The 15,950-nt window shown below is 69.6% G+C and carries 11 protein-coding genes; all 11 read left to right on the forward strand.

Annotated features, from left to right (window positions below; all coding sequences use genetic code 11):
• The first annotated feature begins 150 nt into the window (after nt 1-150).
• The 11 genes from PMI12_RS13855 to tssH all read left to right on the forward strand — a co-directional run bounded on the left by PMI12_RS13855 (nt 151) and on the right by tssH (nt 15,881).
• Entirely contained in the window at nt 151-2,046 is a 1,896-nt protein-coding gene (locus PMI12_RS13855; protein WP_007833339.1) for a serine/threonine-protein kinase, read from the forward strand.
• 55 nt (nt 2,047-2,101) lie between these two features.
• Complete coding sequence (gene mltA / locus PMI12_RS13860; protein ID WP_007833340.1) at nt 2,102-3,700, forward strand: murein transglycosylase A; 1,599 nt, start codon at nt 2,102-2,104, stop codon at nt 3,698-3,700.
• Between the two features lie 166 nt (nt 3,701-3,866).
• Complete coding sequence (locus PMI12_RS13865; protein WP_007833342.1) at nt 3,867-4,616, forward strand: hypothetical protein; 750 nt, start codon at nt 3,867-3,869, stop codon at nt 4,614-4,616.
• 27 nt (nt 4,617-4,643) lie between these two features.
• Entirely contained in the window at nt 4,644-5,807 is a 1,164-nt protein-coding gene (locus PMI12_RS13870) for a hypothetical protein (protein ID WP_007833344.1), read from the forward strand.
• Between the two features lie 296 nt (nt 5,808-6,103).
• On the forward strand, nt 6,104-8,077 hold the full coding sequence (locus PMI12_RS13875; protein ID WP_042673391.1) for a caspase family protein: 1,974 nt from the start codon (nt 6,104-6,106) through the stop codon (nt 8,075-8,077).
• 55 nt (nt 8,078-8,132) lie between these two features.
• Nucleotides 8,133-8,690, forward strand: a complete 558-nt coding sequence (locus PMI12_RS13880) for a type VI secretion system tube protein Hcp (RefSeq protein ID WP_007833348.1) — start codon at nt 8,133-8,135, stop codon at nt 8,688-8,690.
• A 28-nt stretch (nt 8,691-8,718) separates the two neighbouring features.
• Nucleotides 8,719-9,537, forward strand: coding sequence for a type VI secretion system accessory protein TagJ (locus tag PMI12_RS13885; protein ID WP_007833350.1), 819 nt, complete (start codon nt 8,719-8,721; stop codon nt 9,535-9,537).
• Nucleotides 9,530-10,042, forward strand: coding sequence for a type VI secretion system baseplate subunit TssE (tssE, locus tag PMI12_RS13890; protein WP_007833351.1), 513 nt, complete (start codon nt 9,530-9,532; stop codon nt 10,040-10,042). Before PMI12_RS13885 ends, tssE begins: the two co-directional genes overlap by 8 nt.
• Before the next feature lie 111 nt (nt 10,043-10,153).
• The gene (tssF, locus tag PMI12_RS13895; RefSeq protein ID WP_007833352.1) at nt 10,154-12,046 is read left to right on the forward strand and encodes a type VI secretion system baseplate subunit TssF; all 1,893 of its coding nucleotides are present in this window, start codon (nt 10,154-10,156) and stop codon (nt 12,044-12,046) included.
• Nucleotides 12,043-13,107, forward strand: a complete 1,065-nt coding sequence (tssG, locus tag PMI12_RS13900) for a type VI secretion system baseplate subunit TssG (protein ID WP_237726094.1) — start codon at nt 12,043-12,045, stop codon at nt 13,105-13,107. The genes tssF and tssG overlap by 4 nt, the downstream gene beginning before the upstream one ends.
• Nucleotides 13,104-15,881, forward strand: coding sequence for a type VI secretion system ATPase TssH (tssH, locus tag PMI12_RS13905; protein WP_007833354.1), 2,778 nt, complete (start codon nt 13,104-13,106; stop codon nt 15,879-15,881). Before tssG ends, tssH begins: the two co-directional genes overlap by 4 nt.
• The last annotated feature ends 69 nt before the right edge of the window (nt 15,882-15,950 follow it).

The raw sequence follows: 15,950 nt of genomic DNA on the forward strand, positions 1-15,950 counted from the left end.
CCCGAAGCGAAGCGAAGGGTCGCAGACAGCAGGGTCGCCTTTCTTTTGCCTACGTTTCTTTGGCGAAGCAAAGAAAAGTAGGTCGCCCGCCGGGGCGAGACCCGGCCTCGGGAAGCAAACCAAAAGCACAGCTCAAACAGGAGCCAGTCAATGACCGACTCCAACGATGACCGCACCCGAGTGGTCCCCAACAAGCCTGCGCAGCCGACAACAACCGGCGACACATCAGCCACTGTCATCACAGCCGGTGCAGCCACGAACATTCCCGTCACCAGCCCTGCCACGGGCAGCACCGAAGCCGGCCTCCTCCCCGTAGGCAGCCGCCTCGCAGAATTCGAAGTCACCAGAGTCATAGGCCAGGGCGGCTTCGGCGTCGTCTACGAGGCCTGGGACCACACCCTCGAACGCGTGGTGGCCATCAAGGAATACCTGCCAACGTCGCTATCGACAAGACAGCAGGACGGCACAGTGGTCCCCCTGTCGGAACGACACCGCGAAACCTTCGACCTCGGCATGCGCAGCTTCATCAACGAAGCGCGATTGCTGGCCCAGTTCGACCATCCGTCGCTGCTCAAGGTCTACCGCTTCTGGCAGGAGAAGGGCACCACCTACATGGTCATGCCCTTCTACCGGGGCGACACGCTGAGAGAGGCCCTGGTGGCCATCCCCGCCGGTGTCGACGAGGCATGGCTTATCCGCATCATGGACGGCGTGACGCAGGCGCTCGCGGTGATGCACAACGCCAACTGCTACCACCGCGACATCGCCCCCGACAACATCATCCTGCTCGAAGGCTCCGGGCGTCCGGTGGTGCTCGACTTCGGCGCTGCGCGCCGCGTGATCACCGACAAGACGCAGGCGATCACCGTCATCCTCAAGCCCGGCTATGCGCCCATCGAGCAGTACGCCGAGATGCCCGACATGTCGCAGGGCGCGTGGACCGACGTCTACGCACTCGCAGCCGTGATGCACGTGGCCGTATGCGGCCGCGCGCCGCCGCCGTCGGTGGCGCGGCTGCTGTCCGACAGCTACGTGCCGCTCGCGGGCAACGAGATCCTGCGCCAGCGCTACAGCACGCGGCTGCTCGAAGCCATCGATGCGGGCCTGGGCGTGCGGCCCGAGCAGCGGCCGCAGTCGATGGCCGAGCTGCGCGCGGCGCTCGATCTCGAGGTGGGGCACAGCGTCGCGCCGACGCCGCGCACGCAGCCGCCATCGGGAGCGCGGGCCACCACGAATGCCGATGCGGCGACGGTCATCGCCAGCGGCAGCAAGACCGGCAGCGGCAAGGCGCCTGCACCCGCCCCCGCCAGCGGCGGAAAGGGCAGCAGCAAGACGGTCGCCGCACTCGCATCGGTCGCCGTCCTCGCGGCCGCGGCAGGTGGCGCCTGGTGGTGGTTCCAGGGCCGCGCAGGCGGTGAAGCGGGCAGCGGCGCCGGCAAGCAGACCGTCGCCGCCACGCCGGCCCCGCCGCCCGACACCAAGGTTGCAGAGGCACCACCTCCTGCGCCTCCACCGCCGCCGCCGCCTCCGGCCCCGCGCACCCCTGCCGAGTCGCTGCAATCGCTTGCGGCCGGTGCAGCCCCGGGCTTCGACGTGACGGCCACACCGAAGAAGGCCGAGGTCGCCATCGGCAAGGACCGCCTCGCTTTCGAGGTGCGCAGCAAGCGCGAGGGCTTCGTCTACGTTTTCCTTCTGTCCAGCGGCGGCGAGATGTTCCTGCTGTTCCCGAACCTGCTCGACAAGTACAACAAGATCACCGCCGGCGGCTCGCTCTCGCTGCCGCGCGCCTCGTGGCCGATGGACGCGGGCGGCCCGGCCGGCACCGACCAGTTCGCGGTGCTCGTGAGCGAGCGCGAGCGCGATTTCAGCGCCGCCGGCGTGCAGAACGACGGCGTGTTCCCGGTGTTCCCTCTGCCGGTGCTGGCCGCGCTCGAAGCCACGCGCGGTACCGGTCCGACGCCGCTGCTGGGCAAGCCCGTGTGCGCGCCCAACACCCCGTGCAACGACGTCTATGGCGTTGCGAATTTCAAAATCGTCGAGAAGTAATCGTCTGTAGGGCGTTGGCCCCTCGGGCCGCCACTTGCTGGACAAGGAGACTTTCATGACCGCTTCACAACCGCAACAGCAGCCCGAACAGCGCCTCGCCTGCGCGCTCCGATGGGCCGTTGCCGCCGCCATCGCGTCGCTGGCGGGCTGCGCCGCACCACCGCCGGCCGCCACGGGTACCGGCGCGGCCACGACCGACGCCGCGGGCAGCACGACCGCCTCGCGCCCGCCACCCGATGGCAGCAGCGTGGCCGGGCAGGCGCGCACTTTCTCTACGCAGCTCGCCACCTACACCTCGGTCGGTTTCGACTCGGTGCCGGGCTGGGCGCGCGACGATTTCTCCGAAAGCTGGCCCGCCTTCCTCGGCAGCTGCAAGGTGCTGACCGGGCGCGGCGCCGAGTGGAAAGAGGTGTGCGCCCGCGCGCTGAAGGTCGACGGCAAGAGCAACAACGCCATCCGGGGCTTCTTCGAGGGCGAGTTCTCGGCCTACCAGATCCGCGACGACGACCGCAGGCCCGACGGCGTGGTCACCGGTTACTTCGAGCCCGAGATCGCGGGCGCCCGCCAGTACGGCGCACCCTTCATCTACCCCGTCTACGGCCAGCCCGAGGACATGCTGTTCGCCGACGCGCGCAAGCTGCCCCCCGGCAGCGGCACGGTGGCGGCGCGGGTCGAGGGTCGCAACGTGGTGGTGCAGACCGGCCTCAGCACGCGCGACATGGGTGCACCGGGCCTCTATGCGCTCGACCTCTCGGCCATTTCGCGCGACACGCTCGACCGCAAGGTGCGCCTGCGGGTCGAGGGCAAGCAGCTGCTGCCGTACTACACGCGCGAAGAGATCGAGACCAAGGGCGCGCCCAACGCCAAGGTGCTGGCCTTCGTGAGCAGCGCCACCGCGCTGTACGAAATGCAGATCCAGGGCTCGGGCCGCATCAGGATGGCCAACGGCGACATCGTGCGCGTCGCCTACGCCGAGCAGAACGGCCAACCCTTCCGTCCGACGCTGGCGCAGGCCGCCAACGGCAAGCCGCGCAGCCCGGTGAAGGTGCGCGGCTCGTCCATCGAGCTGCAGTTGGACGACGGCGACGAGGACGACACCGGTGCCGTCGACAGCGGCACCATCCGCACGCGCGGCTTCACGCTCGTGCGGCCGGTGGCCAGCGGCCCGGTCGTCGTGCCGGGGCGGCGCGCGGCTGGCGCGGTGAGCGGCTCGGGCATCAAGGACCCGAGCTACGTGTTCTTCAAGGAATCGATCTCGCCGGTGGGCGGGCCGGTGGGCGCCTTCGGCGTGCCGCTGTCGGCGGGGCGTTCGATTGCGGTCGATCCGCGAAGCACGCCGCTGGGCTATCCGGTGTTCGTGTCGACGCGCACGCCCGGCAGCGGCGCGCCGATGCAGCGCCTGACCATCGCGCAGGACACCGGCGGCGCCATCCGCGGCGCGGTGCGGGCCGACTATTTCTTCGGCAACGGCCAGCAGGCCGCGACCAACGCGCGCCGCATGAAGGAGCGCGGGCAGCTGTGGATATTGCTGCCGCGCGGCCTCGCTGTGGCGCAGGCCGCGGTGTCGTCGGCTATCCGCACGCGCGGCGGACCGGTGGGGGCGAACCTGCCGCAGTGCCTGGTGCCCTCGGAAGGCAGCTGCGTCGACGATTGAAGGATTGAAGGATGCAAGCCCACGGGCCAATGGTCATCCCGCTGGCGGGCGAAGCGAGGCCCGTTCGGGGAACACCGCGGAACCGGCTTCGCCGGGCCGCCGGTGTTGCCCCCTGCAAGGGGGTGGGCGAAGCGACACGAAGTGCGCGCAGCCTGGGGGTGAGCCGATGATCGAGACGTTGTCGTCCGCGGAGAGCAGCGAACTCGTCCGCCTTTGGCGACGGCGCCAGACGCTGTCCCCCGGCGAGATGGGCGCCATGTACCGCATCGTCGGCGAGGCGCTGGTGGCCTGCAATCCGCCCGAGCTGCAGGTGCTGGGCGAGGGCCGGCAGGAGCTGGTGGCGCAGTTCATCTACGTGAAAGTGCTGCGGCTCGATGCCGACCCCGACGAGGCCGACGAGCGCGCGGGCCACAGCGCGCCGTCCACCGCCTTCGCGCTGTGCGCCTACTTCCGCCGCTACCTCATCGACTGCACGCGCGCCAGCTCGTTTCGCCGCAAGCTCTCCATCGGCGACCAGATCACCGAGGCGCAGCTCGAGGACGAGATCGGTGCCGGCGAAGACCTCGACGGTTGCCTGGCCGAACACGGCCTGAGCGCGCAGGCCGTGCAGCTTGCCGCGCGCGCCTTCATCGCCGAGCTGCCCGAGCCCGAGCGCCTGCTGCTGTGCGAGGGCTTCGGCAAGGAGGCCGAGGGCGGGCTGTCGGGCATCGCCTCGCGCCATGCCATTGCGTCGTACCACTACCGTGCGGGGCGGCTGGGCCTCGTGCACAAGCGCGAGGGGCTGACCGCGGACTACGCCAGGACCCGGCTCGGCGGCTGGCTCCAGCAGACGCTGGGCATCGCCATCGAGCCCGACAACATGGCCGTGATCCTGCAGGTTTTCAAAATCCTCGGTGCTGAAGCGTCTTATGCCTGAAGACATAGCCATTCAGGAACAGATGCCATGACCCCCGACCTCTGGCCCCCGCTCAGCGTGATCCGCCACGCGTTCGAAACGGGCGCGGCCGTGCCCGACGACGCGTCGCCGCCCGGCATGGCCACCGTGGCCATGCCGGGCTCGTCCCCCGGAACGGGCGCCGAACCCGTTGCTGCAGCCGCTGCATCCGACCTGCTGCTGCCCCTCACCGATCTGGCCCGGCGCCGCGAGGCTGTCGCCCAGCGTGCCTTCCCGGCGCGCTGGGCGCCGGGCCGCCTCGTCAGCGTGGTGCACGAGGGGCGGCTGCTCGGCGTGCTGCTCGACCGCCGCATCCACGGCGAACTCTGGCAAGGCTGGATGGCCGCTGGCGAGGCCGACTGGGCATCTGCCTTCGACGTGCTGCTGGAGCCCGAGGACGAGCCCTTCGAGCCGATGTTCGGCGTGATCCAGGCCTGGAACGTGCTCACGCTCGAGCCGAGCCCGCAGCTGTGCGCGCGCGTGCAGGGCGAGGTGTCGGCCACGCGTCTCGCCGCCATCCGCGCGGTGCACGACGAGTGGGCCGCGCACGCCTCGCTGGCCATTGCGCCCGAACCGGGGCGCATCGCGCTGCGCAGCGTGGGCGGGGTGTTCTCGGTGCTGTCGGGCACGCCGCTCGGTCCGCAGGACCCGCGTGCCGACTACCAGGCGCTGTACCGCGACGCGGGCCTGCGGCTTGGGGCGGCGCTGGCGCGGCCGCAGGGCGATGCATCGGCTTCCTCGCCTTCTTCTTCATCTTCGCGTGCGCAGCCGCAGTCCCGGCCGGAAGACGGCTGGTGGGGCAGCATCCGCCGCTGGTTCGGCGCGGAAGGCTGGGCGCGCCCGGCCTTCGCGGTGCTGGCGCTGTTCGTGGTGATCCAGAACATCGGGGTGCTGGGCGGCCGCGATGCGTCCGAGGAAGACGAGGTGCGATTCCGCGCCGTGCCTGCCGCACCTGCGCCGACGCGGGCCGATCTCGTGGTGCGTTGGAAATCCGGCATACGCATGGACGAGGCCGACCGGCTGCTGCAGTCGATCTCGGCCGATGTGGTGGGCGGGCCGGGCGGCGAGGGCGCGTGGCGCCTCCGGGTGCCGGAGCCCGTCGATGCGCTGGCGGTGCTCGCGGCTTCGCCGCTGGTCGAGTCGGCCGGGCCGGTCACGGGGCAGCGGCCATGAGTCGCATCGTGCATTTCTCTTTCTCCCTCCCCCACTGGGGGAGGGCCGGGGTGGGGGCAGGCGGCGTATCCGATGGGCGCTCTGCCCGCCCCCATCCCAGCCTTCCCCCAAAGGGGGAAGGAGCAATGCAAACGCGCCGTGTGCGAATGCTGTCGGCATTTTTCTCCCTCCCCTTCCGGGGGAGGGCCGGGGTGGGGGCAGGCGGCGTATCCGATGGGCGCTCTGCCCGCCCCCATCCCAGCCTTCCCCCAAAGAGGGAAGGAACAACACAACTTCGCGTTCTGCAGGTGCTGCTCGTGCTGTGGCTGCTCGCCTGCTGCACCCTTGCTTTCGCCACCCCGCGCGCGCTGCTCGTCGGCGTCTCCGAACTCGCCAACCAGCCGCAGGCGCTGTGGCTGCAAGCGCCGCGCAACGACGTGATGCTGATGCGCGATGCGCTGCTCAAGCAGGGCTTCGCGGCGTCCGACATCGCCATGCTCGCCGATGGCGTGAATGGCGCCGCATTGCCCGAATCGCAGGCCATCCACGAGGCTCTTGCCAAGTTGCTTGCGCAGTCGGGAAGCGGCGACTTCGTGCTGCTGTACTTCTCCGGCCACGGCACCCGGCTGCGCGACATCGCCAAGCGCTACCAGGAGCCCGATGGCCTCTCCGAGAACTTCCTCGCGCGCGACGTGCGCGGCACGCTGGGCAGCGACAACGTGCTCACGGGCGACCTGCGCGACGCCGACTTCGATGCATGGATCCAGTCCTTCCTCGCGAAGAGCGTGTTCGTCGCCTCGGTGTTCGACACCTGCTCTGCCAACTCCATGACGCGCGGCACCGCCGATGCACCCGCCACCGCCGAGGGCCCGAGCGACGACGAGGTGCGCTGGCGCGGCCTGCGCGCGACCCAACTGACTGGCGGTGCAGCGCCGGTACGGCCCCTGACGCCGCCCATACCGGCCGAAGCCGTGCCGCGCGCCCGCTACGTCGCCTTCTTCGCCTCCGAGAGCCACCAGATCACGCCCGAGCTGCGCCTGCCCCGCAAGGCGCGCAACGCCCGGCCGCAGGGCCTGCTGACCTGGGCCATGGTCGAGGCGCTGTCGCGCAAGCCCGCCACCTGGCGCGACCTGTTCGACGGCGTGCTCGCGCTGTACCCGCCGGTCATCGACGAACTCGCACAGCGCTTTCCCACGCGCGAGCTGCCGTCCCCGGTGGCCGAAGGCAACCTCGATGCGCCGCTGTTCGCCAACGGCGGCGCGCCCGCGTCCACGCGCCCCGTGTGGCGCGCGCAGCGCAGCGGCGACAGCCTGGCCATCAAGGCCGGCCTGCTCGATGGCCTTGCACAACAGCAGGAGCTGCGTGTGATCGCGACGCTCGACGACGGCGCCGTGCGCAGCGCGCCGGCCACGGTGGCGCAGATCAAGCTCGGCGGCGCGTGGCTCGCTGTACCCGCGGCGTTGAAGGACGTGTCGGGCAGCGCGTTCTGGAGCGTCACGCCCATGACCGAGCCGGCCGCCACCGCCTTGCGCGTGCGCGCCGACAAGCCCTTGCCCGCCGGCCTCAGCCTCGACTATCCGGCGGCGATCCGCCGGGCCGACGACGCAGCCACCGCCGACGTGCGCTGGACCGACCTCGGCCCCCCGGGACAGCGCCTCGAGCTGCTCGCGCCGATGCTCGGCGCGACGGTTTCCACCGTGGTGCTGCCCGACACCGCTGCCCTGCGCCGCCGCCTGCAGGCCCTGGCGCAGCTCAAGTGGCTCGCGCAGCTGCAGGCCTATGGCAAGGACGGCCAGCTCGACGGCTTCGATGCGACGCTCGAGGTCTGGAGCGCCGATCGGCTGCTGCGCAGCGTGCCCGTCGTTCAGGCTGCAGCCATGCTGCCATCGCCGCGCGCCGGGGAGCGCGTGCGCCTGACCGTGCGCAACACCAGCGGCCGCTCGCTCGACCTCGTCATCGCCGGCATCGATGCGCGCGGCAACCTGCAGTCGGTCTACCCCGACGAGCTCGGCGAAACCAACCGCTTCAAGCGCGGCACGACCGAGCAGCCCTCGGTCAAGCGCTTCGACCTGCCCTGGCTCGACGCCGCCGGCGATGCGCGCCTGCTGGTCATGGCCGTGCCCGCCACGCCCTACAGCGCGCCACGCCTGTTCGGCGTGGCTTACGCACAGGCCGAGGTGTCGGAAGTGCGCGTGCGCGGCGGCCAGCCGCCGGCCGAGAGTGGCGAGCGGCAGGTGTTCGCGGCCTTGCTGCGCAGAAGCGGCGCTGCGGACGGCGGAGCCCGGCCATGAAGCCGGCGCATGCGATTTCGGTTCAACCTTTTTTCTTTCGCACCCCGGAGGTGATATGGCATTTCTCGACGACGGCTCCTGGAGCCCTGAAGACGCCCGGCAGTTCTACGACCTGATCGGCACCGGCTCCGCGGAAACCGACCTTGTCATGCTGATCGAGAACAAGGGCGCGCCCGTCGAAGCCGAGCTCGACCGCTCCTTCGACGACGGCAAGGCGCGGCTGAACATCGGCGGCTACTACTGGTCGGTGCAGGTGCCCGAGTCGTCCAGCCAGAACCAGGTCGTGCCCAACAACCTGATCGTCGCGCGCCGCAGCGACGCGGCCACCGCCACGCTCGCCAGCCTGCTGCGCACGCAGGAGAAAGACCTGAAGGTCGTCATCAGCGCCTTCAAGGCCGGCGGCGACGAGCGCTCGCCTGATGCGCAGTCGACCTTCGAGCTGGTGCTGGAGAACGCCCGCATCTGCCGGCTGGTGCTCAACTCCGGCGGCCACTGGGGCGTGCCCTCGGAGCTGGTCTCCATCAGCTACCGCACGGTGAAGGTCAAGTCGGCGCCGCAGAAGACCACCGGCTTGCGCGGCGCGGTGCGCGAATGCCAGTTCACCCGCGCCTGAACGCCGCCACATCCAGGAGCCGCACACCATGACGACCGCCGCCGAACTCCTCAAGGCCGCCGACCCGGCCGCCGCCCTCAAGGCCCTGAGCGACGACGTGCGCGCCAGGCCCGCAGACAGCAAGCACCGTGTCTTCATGGCGCAGCTGCTGTGCGTGCTCGGCCAATGGGAGCGCGCGCTGAACCAGCTCAGCGTGGCGGCCGAACTCGACGCGCTCGCCGTGCCCATGAAGCAGGTCTACGGCGAGGCCGTGCGCTGCGAGGGCCTGCGCGCCGAAGTGTTCGCCGGCACGCGCACGCCGATGATCTTCGGCCAGCCCGACGAGTGGCTGGCGCTGCTCATCGAGTCGCTGCTGCGCCAGGGCCGCGGAGAAAGCGAGCTGGCCGAGGACCTGCGCCAGCGCGCCTTCGACGGTGCGCCCGCCATCAGCGGCACCATCGACGGCGCGCCCTTCGAGTGGCTCGCCGATGCCGACATGCGCCTGGGGCCGGTGCTCGAAGCCTTCGTCAACGGCAAGTACTACTGGATTCCGTACGCGCGCCTCGCGCACATCAAGATCGAGCCGCCCGAGGACCTGCGCGACTGCGTGTGGATGCCCGCGCACCTGCAGTTCGAGAACGGCGGCGAAACGCTTGCGCTGATTCCCACGCGCTACGAAGGCACCGAGAAGACCGAGGACGGCGAGCTGCTTCTTGCGCGCAAGACCGAGTGGCGCGAACTGCGTCCCGAGGTCTGGGCCGGCCATGGCCAGCGCGTGCTCGGCAGCGACGCGGGCGAGTACGCGCTGATGGACGTGCGCGAGATCCTGTTCACGCCCGAGGGCGGCGAAAGCAGCGCCGGTGGCTGAACTCACCGCGCAGGAGCGGCTGCAGCCTTCGTTGCTCGACCGCCTCGTCGACAACGCGCCCGACGAGAAGCGCGAGAGCGACGAGAAGCGCACGCTGACCAAGCAGGCGCTGCGCCAGGCCGTGCTGCGCGACCTCGGCTGGCTGTTCAACGCCACCGGCTACGGCCTTGCGATGGACGACAGGCAGTACCCGAATGCCGCACGCTCGGTCATCAACTACGGATTGCCTATGCTGTCTGGCCAGTTCACCTCGTCGGTGCAGCGTGTCAGCATGGAACAGGCTTTGAAGAACGCAATCCTGCAGTTCGAGCCGCGCATTTTGTCCCGCACACTCGAAGTGGAACTCGTCATGGAAGGCCCGGCACTGGACTCCCACAACAGCATCGGCCTGCAGATCCGCGGCATGCTGTGGGCGCAGCCGGTACCGCTCGAGTTCCTGATGCGAAGCCGCGTAGACCTGGAAGAAGGACGCATCGAGATCGTGGACATGGCGCAGAAGTTATGAGCCCCCCGGCTTTTCACTGCGCTGCGCTTCGTGTAATTCGCCACCCCCCGAGGGGGAGGCGCGGCCCGCCTTGGGGCGGCCCGGCGGCGGCCGCCTTCCCGGAGTGAAGAGATGGACCCCAGGCTGCTGAGTCTGTACGAACAGGAACTGCGCTACTTCCGCGAAAGCTCTGCCGAGTTCGCGCGCGCGTTCCCGAAGATCGCGCACCGACTTGGCATCGAGGGCCAGGAGGTGGCCGACCCTTACGTGGAGCGGCTCATCGAGGCCACCGCGTTCCTGTCGGCGCGCGTGGGCCTGAAGCTCGACGCCGAGTACCCGCGCTTCACGGGCCACCTGCTCGACATCGTCTATCCGCACTTCCTCGCGCCGACGCCGGCGATGGTGATCGTGTCCTTCGTGCCCGACCCCGACGACGCGAACCTCGCGACCGGCCCGAGCCTGCCGCGCGGCAGCGGCCTGCGTGCGCGGCAGGCCGTGGGGCAGAACACGCATTGCGAGTTCCGCACGGCCAGCGCGCTGCGCGTGTGGCCCATCGAGATACAACGTGCGCAGTACTTCACCTACGCCCCCGACCTGCCGCTCAACACGCACCCGCAGTCGCGCGCCATCCGCGGCGGCCTGCGCATCGCGCTGCGCGCCACGGCCGGCCTGAACTTCAGCCAGATCGCGCTCGACGACCTCGTGCTGCACTTCGGAGGCGCCGAAGACGTGGCCTGGCAGCTGCACGAATGCGCGCTGGGCCAGCCCGTCGGCGTGCTGGTGCGGCCGCTGGCACCGAGCGGTGCCTTGCAGGGCGCGGCACAGAGCCTGCCCGCCAGCGCCATCGGCGCGGTCGGCTTCGAGGACGACGAGGCGCTGCTGCCCGCCACTGCCACCGGTTTCTCGGGCTTTCGCCTGCTGCAGGAGTACTTCGCGTTTGCGCAGCGCTTCCAGTTCGTGCGCATCGGCGGGCTCGAGGCGCTGCTGGCCACGATGCCGGTGACCGATGTCGAGATCGTGCTGCTGTTCTCGCGCGGCGACGCGGCGCTCGAAAAGCTCGTGAGCGCCGACAACGTGCATCTGCATTGCGTGCCCGCCGTCAACCTTTTCACCAAGCGGCTCGACCGCGTGGCCATGACCGAGGGCGTGAGCCAGTTCCACCTCGTGCCCGACCGCACGCGGCCGCAGGACTTCGAGGTGCACACCGTCACCGAGGTCATCGGCCATGGCGCGCCCGGTGCCGATGCGGCGGCGGTCGAGCAGCCGTTCAGGCCCTTCTACTCGGCCTTCCACGGCAGCCGCACGAGCCACCCGGCCTACTTCACCACCACGCGCGAGCCGCGCATGCTGTCGGTGCGCCAGCGCACCGAGGGCAATCGCAGCAGCCACATTGGCTCCGAGGTCTACATGCAGATCGTCGATCCGCAGCAGGCGCCGTATGCGGCCACGCTGCGGCAGCTGGCGGTGACCGCGCTGTGCACCAACCGCGACCTGCCGCTGCTCATGCCGCTGGGCCGCGAGAACGACTTCGACTGCGTCGATTCCTTCCCCGTGCAGCGCGTGCGCATGGTGCGCGGGCCGTCGCGGCCGGTGTCGCCGGTGGTGAGCCAGGGGCTGGGGTGGCGCGTGGTCGACCACCTCGCGCTCAACTACCTGTCGCTGTCCGACAGCACGCCGGAGCAGGGCGCCGCCGCATTGCGCGAGACGCTGATGCTCTATGCCGTGCATGCTGACGAGATGCGCCAGGGCCAGGTGCGCGGGCTGCTGTCGGTGAAATGCAAGCCCGTTGCGCGCAGGCTGCCGCTCAAGGGGCCGATCGCCTTCGGGCGCGGGCTCGAAGTAACGCTTGAAGTCGACAAGGACGCCTTCCACGGCCACAGCGCGTTCCTGTTCGGCGCTGTGCTCGCGCGCTTCCTGTCGCGCCATGTAGAGGTGAATCATTTCGTCGAAACCGTGCTGCGCATCGCAGGCAAGGGCGAGACCATGCGCTGGAGGCCGCTGTGCGGGACGCGCCAGATTCTGTGAATGCGCGGGTCGACGCCGCACTGCGCGAGTGGTCGGCGCAGCCGTGGGCCTTCGACTATTTCGCGGTGATGCGGCGGCTCGAATCGGTCGCGAAGACCACGCCGCGCTGGGGCCGTGCCCTGTTGCCGAACGCCGAACCGGTGCGTGTGGGGCAGGAGCCTTCGCTGTCGTTCGCTCCCGCGAGCTTCAGCCGCTTCGAGCCCGCCACTGCGCATTCACCGCCACGCTTGCGCCAGCAGTTCTTCGGCTACATCGGCCCCAACGGCCCGCTGCCGGTGCACCTGAGCGACTTCATCCGCGAGCGCAGCCTGAACCACGGCGACCCGACGTGGCTGGCCTTTCTCGACAGCTTCTCGCACCGCTTCTCGCTGCACTTCTATCGCGCCTGGGCGCAGTCGCGGCCGGCCGTGGCGCTCGACCGGCCGGGCGAGGACCGCTTCCGCCTGCAGATCGGCGCGCTGATCGGCATCGGCACGCCGGGCCGCGTGGACCGCGACGAGATCCATGACGACGCGCGCCTGCATTTCTCGGGCTGGCTCGCGCGCCGCGTGCACAACGTGGAGGGCGTGGAGTCGGTGCTGTGCAGCTACTTCGGCGTGCCCGTGAAGCTGGAGCGCTGGGTCGGCCACTGGATGAGCCTGCCGGCCGGAGAGCTCACGCGGCTGGGGCAGGGCGAGAGTTCGCGCTCGATGGGCATGGGCGCCATGCTCGGCACCCGCGCCTGGGACCGCCAGCACCGCGTGCGGCTGCACCTGGGGCCGCTCACGCTCGACCAGTACCGCATGTTCCTGCCGATCGGCAACGCACGGCCCGTGCTGCAGCGCTGGATGCAGCAGCTGCTGGGCGACGAGCTGGAGTGGGACGCCGAACTCGTGCTCGAAAAGACGCAGGTGCCGCTCACGCGCCTCGGCGATGCGAAGGGCAACGGGCCGCGCCTGGGCTGGGTCTCGTGGCTCGGGCAGCGCACACGTTCGCGCGACGCGGCCGACGTGCGCATCGGCAGCCAGCCTTTCAATCAACCCATCTTCATTCGTTCAGAAGAGATACGGAGTCCCTCATGAGTGAAATCAGCCGCACCGCCCTTTTCGGCAAGCTCAACGCGCTGGCCTACAAGGCCATCGAGGGCGCCACCGTGTTCTGCAAGATGAGGGGCAATCCGTACGTGGAGCTGGAGCACTGGTTCGCCCAGCTGCTGCAAGTGCAGGACTCCGACCTGCACCGGGTGATCCAGCATTACGGGCTCGACGTGTCGGTCATTGCGAAAGACATGACCGCCGCGCTCGACCGCCTGCCGCGCGGCGCCACCGCCATCAGCGACTTTTCGCCGCACATCGAGAACGCCATCGAGCGCGCCTGGACCTACGCCACGCTGCAGTTCGGCGAGGCACAGGTGCGCACCGGCTACATCCTGGTGGGCATGCTCAAGACGCAGAGCCTGCGCAACCCGCTGTTCGGCTTGTCGAAGCAGTTCGAGAAGGTCAAGGTCGAAGACCTGGCGGACAACTTCGCCAAGATCTGCGATGCCTCGCCCGAAGCGCAGATGCGCGCGCAGGACGGCACCGGCATGGGCAGCGGCGCGCCCGGCGAAGACTCGGGCGCGATGGCGCCGGCCGCCATGGGCAAGGGCGACGCGCTGAAGAAGTTCGCGGTCGACCTTACCGAGAAGGCGAAGAAGGGCGAGATGGATCCGGTGACCGGGCGCGACGAGGAGATCCGCCAGATCGTCGACATCCTCATGCGCCGCCGCCAGAACAACCCGCTGCTGACCGGCGAGGCGGGTGTCGGCAAGACGGCCGTGGTCGAGGGCTTCGCGCAGAGGCTCGCGCGTGGCGACGTGCCGCCGCAGCTGAAGGACGTGAAGCTGCTCACGCTCGACATCGGCCTGCTGCAGGCCGGCGCGAGCATGAAGGGCGAGTTCGAGCAGCGGTTGCGGCAGGTGATCGACGAGGTGCAGAGCTCGCCCACGCCCATCATCCTGTTCATCGACGAGATCCACACGCTGGTGGGCGCGGGCGGCGCGGCCGGCACCGGCGACGCGGCCAACCTGCTCAAGCCGGCACTGGCGCGCGGCAACCTGCGCACCATCGGCGCCACGACGTGGGCCGAGTACAAGAAGTACATCGAGAAAGACCCGGCGCTCACCCGCCGCTTCCAGGTCGTGCAGGTGCCCGAGCCCGATGAGACCAAGGCCATCCTGATGCTGCGTGGCGTGGCCAGCGTGCTCGAGAAGCACCACCGCGTGCAGCTGCTCGACGAGGCCATCGAGGCGGCGGTGAAGCTGAGCCACCGCTACATTCCCGCGCGCCAGCTGCCCGACAAGGCCGTGAGCCTGCTCGACACCGCCTGCGCGCGCGTGGCCGTGTCGCAGCACGCGACGCCGCCCGAGGTGGAAGACTGCATGCGCCGCATCGAGGGGCTCACGGTCGAGCAGGAAATCATCGGCCGCGAGGAAGCCATCGGCATCGATGTGACCAAGCGCGCGGCGCAGGTGGCGGCGCTGCTCGACGAATCGAAGACCCAGCTCGAAGGGCTCGATGCGCGGTGGAAGGAAGAGAAGGGGCTGGTCGACCGGCTGCTGGAGCTGCGCGCCAAGCTGCGCGCGGGCAACAAGCCGGTGGACTCTTCACTCCCTCCCCCGCTGGGGGAGGGGGGGGGGGGGGGCATCGGCGCATCGAAGGTCGACAGCCATGCCAAGGCCGACGTGCCCCCACCCCAGCCCTCCCCCAGCGGGGGGGTGAGCGAAGACAGGGCGGCGCTGCTGGAAGAACTGCACACGCTGCAGGCCAAGATCCACGCGGTGCAGGGCGAGTCGCCGCTCATCCTGCCCTCGGTCGACGAGCAGGCGGTGGCCTCGGTCGTCGCCGACTGGACCGGCATTCCCGTCGGCCGCATGGTCAAGAACGAAGTCGAAGCCGTGCTCAAGCTCGCCGACACGCTCAACCAGCGCGTGATCGGACAGAAACACGGCCTGGAGATGATCGCGCGCCGCATCCAGACCTCGCGCGCGCGGCTCGACAACCCGCAGAAGCCCATCGGCGTGTTCATGCTCTGCGGCACCTCGGGCGTGGGCAAGACCGAGACCGCGCTCGCGCTGGCCGAGGCGCTCTACGGTGGCGAGCAGAACATCATCACCATCAACATGAGCGAGTTCCAGGAGGCGCACACCGTCTCCACGCTCAAGGGCGCGCCGCCGGGCTACGTGGGTTACGGCGAGGGCGGCATCCTGACCGAGGCGGTGCGCCGCCGTCCGTACAGCGTGGTGCTGCTCGACGAAGTGGAGAAGGCCCACCCCGACGTGCACGAGATCTTCTTCCAGGTGTTCGACAAGGGATGGATGGAAGACGGCGAGGGCCGCATGATCGATTTCAAGAACACGATCATCCTGCTGACCACCAACGCCGGCAGCGAGCTGGTCATGAGCATGTGCCGCGACCCCGAGCTGCTGCCCGATTCCAATGCGTTGGCCGATGCGCTCAAGGCGCCGCTGATGAAGGTGTTCCCGCCCGCGCTGCTGGGCCGCATCGTCACCATTCCCTATTACCCGCTGTCGCCCGAGATGATGAAGAAGATCGTGCGGCTGCAGCTGGGCCGCATCAAGAAGCGCGTGGAGACCAACCATGGCGTGCCTTTCGAGTACAGCGAGGCGGTGGTCGAGCAGGTGGTCGCGCGCTGCCAGGACCCGGAGTCGGGCGGGCGCGTGATCGACGCGATCCTGACGAACACCGTGCTGCCGACGATCTCGGTCGAGTACCTGCAACGGCTGGCGTCGGGTGGGGAGATCCGCCGGGTGGCACTCGACGTGAAGGATGCCGACTTCACTTATGCCTTCGACTGAAATGAAAGTCTGCTCTTCAGTTTGCGTTGTGCATTGGTCGGGGTGGGATCACGCCGACGGGGTACCTTG

Origin of the sequence: Variovorax sp. CF313 (assembly GCF_000282635.1) — a bacterium.
Classification (GTDB): Bacteria; Pseudomonadota; Gammaproteobacteria; order Burkholderiales; family Burkholderiaceae_C; genus Variovorax.

Coding starts and splice junctions, on each gene's coding strand:
- PMI12_RS13855 (WP_007833339.1), top strand. CDS start 151: ATGACCGACTCCAACGATGACCGCACCCGAGTGGTCCCCAACAAGCCT.
- mltA (WP_007833340.1), top strand. CDS start 2,102: ATGACCGCTTCACAACCGCAACAGCAGCCCGAACAGCGCCTCGCCTGC.
- PMI12_RS13865 (WP_007833342.1), top strand. CDS start 3,867: ATGATCGAGACGTTGTCGTCCGCGGAGAGCAGCGAACTCGTCCGCCTT.
- PMI12_RS13870 (WP_007833344.1), top strand. CDS start 4,644: ATGACCCCCGACCTCTGGCCCCCGCTCAGCGTGATCCGCCACGCGTTC.
- PMI12_RS13880 (WP_007833348.1), top strand. CDS start 8,133: ATGGCATTTCTCGACGACGGCTCCTGGAGCCCTGAAGACGCCCGGCAG.
- PMI12_RS13885 (WP_007833350.1), top strand. CDS start 8,719: ATGACGACCGCCGCCGAACTCCTCAAGGCCGCCGACCCGGCCGCCGCC.
- tssF (WP_007833352.1), top strand. CDS start 10,154: ATGGACCCCAGGCTGCTGAGTCTGTACGAACAGGAACTGCGCTACTTC.
- tssH (WP_007833354.1), top strand. CDS start 13,104: ATGAGTGAAATCAGCCGCACCGCCCTTTTCGGCAAGCTCAACGCGCTG.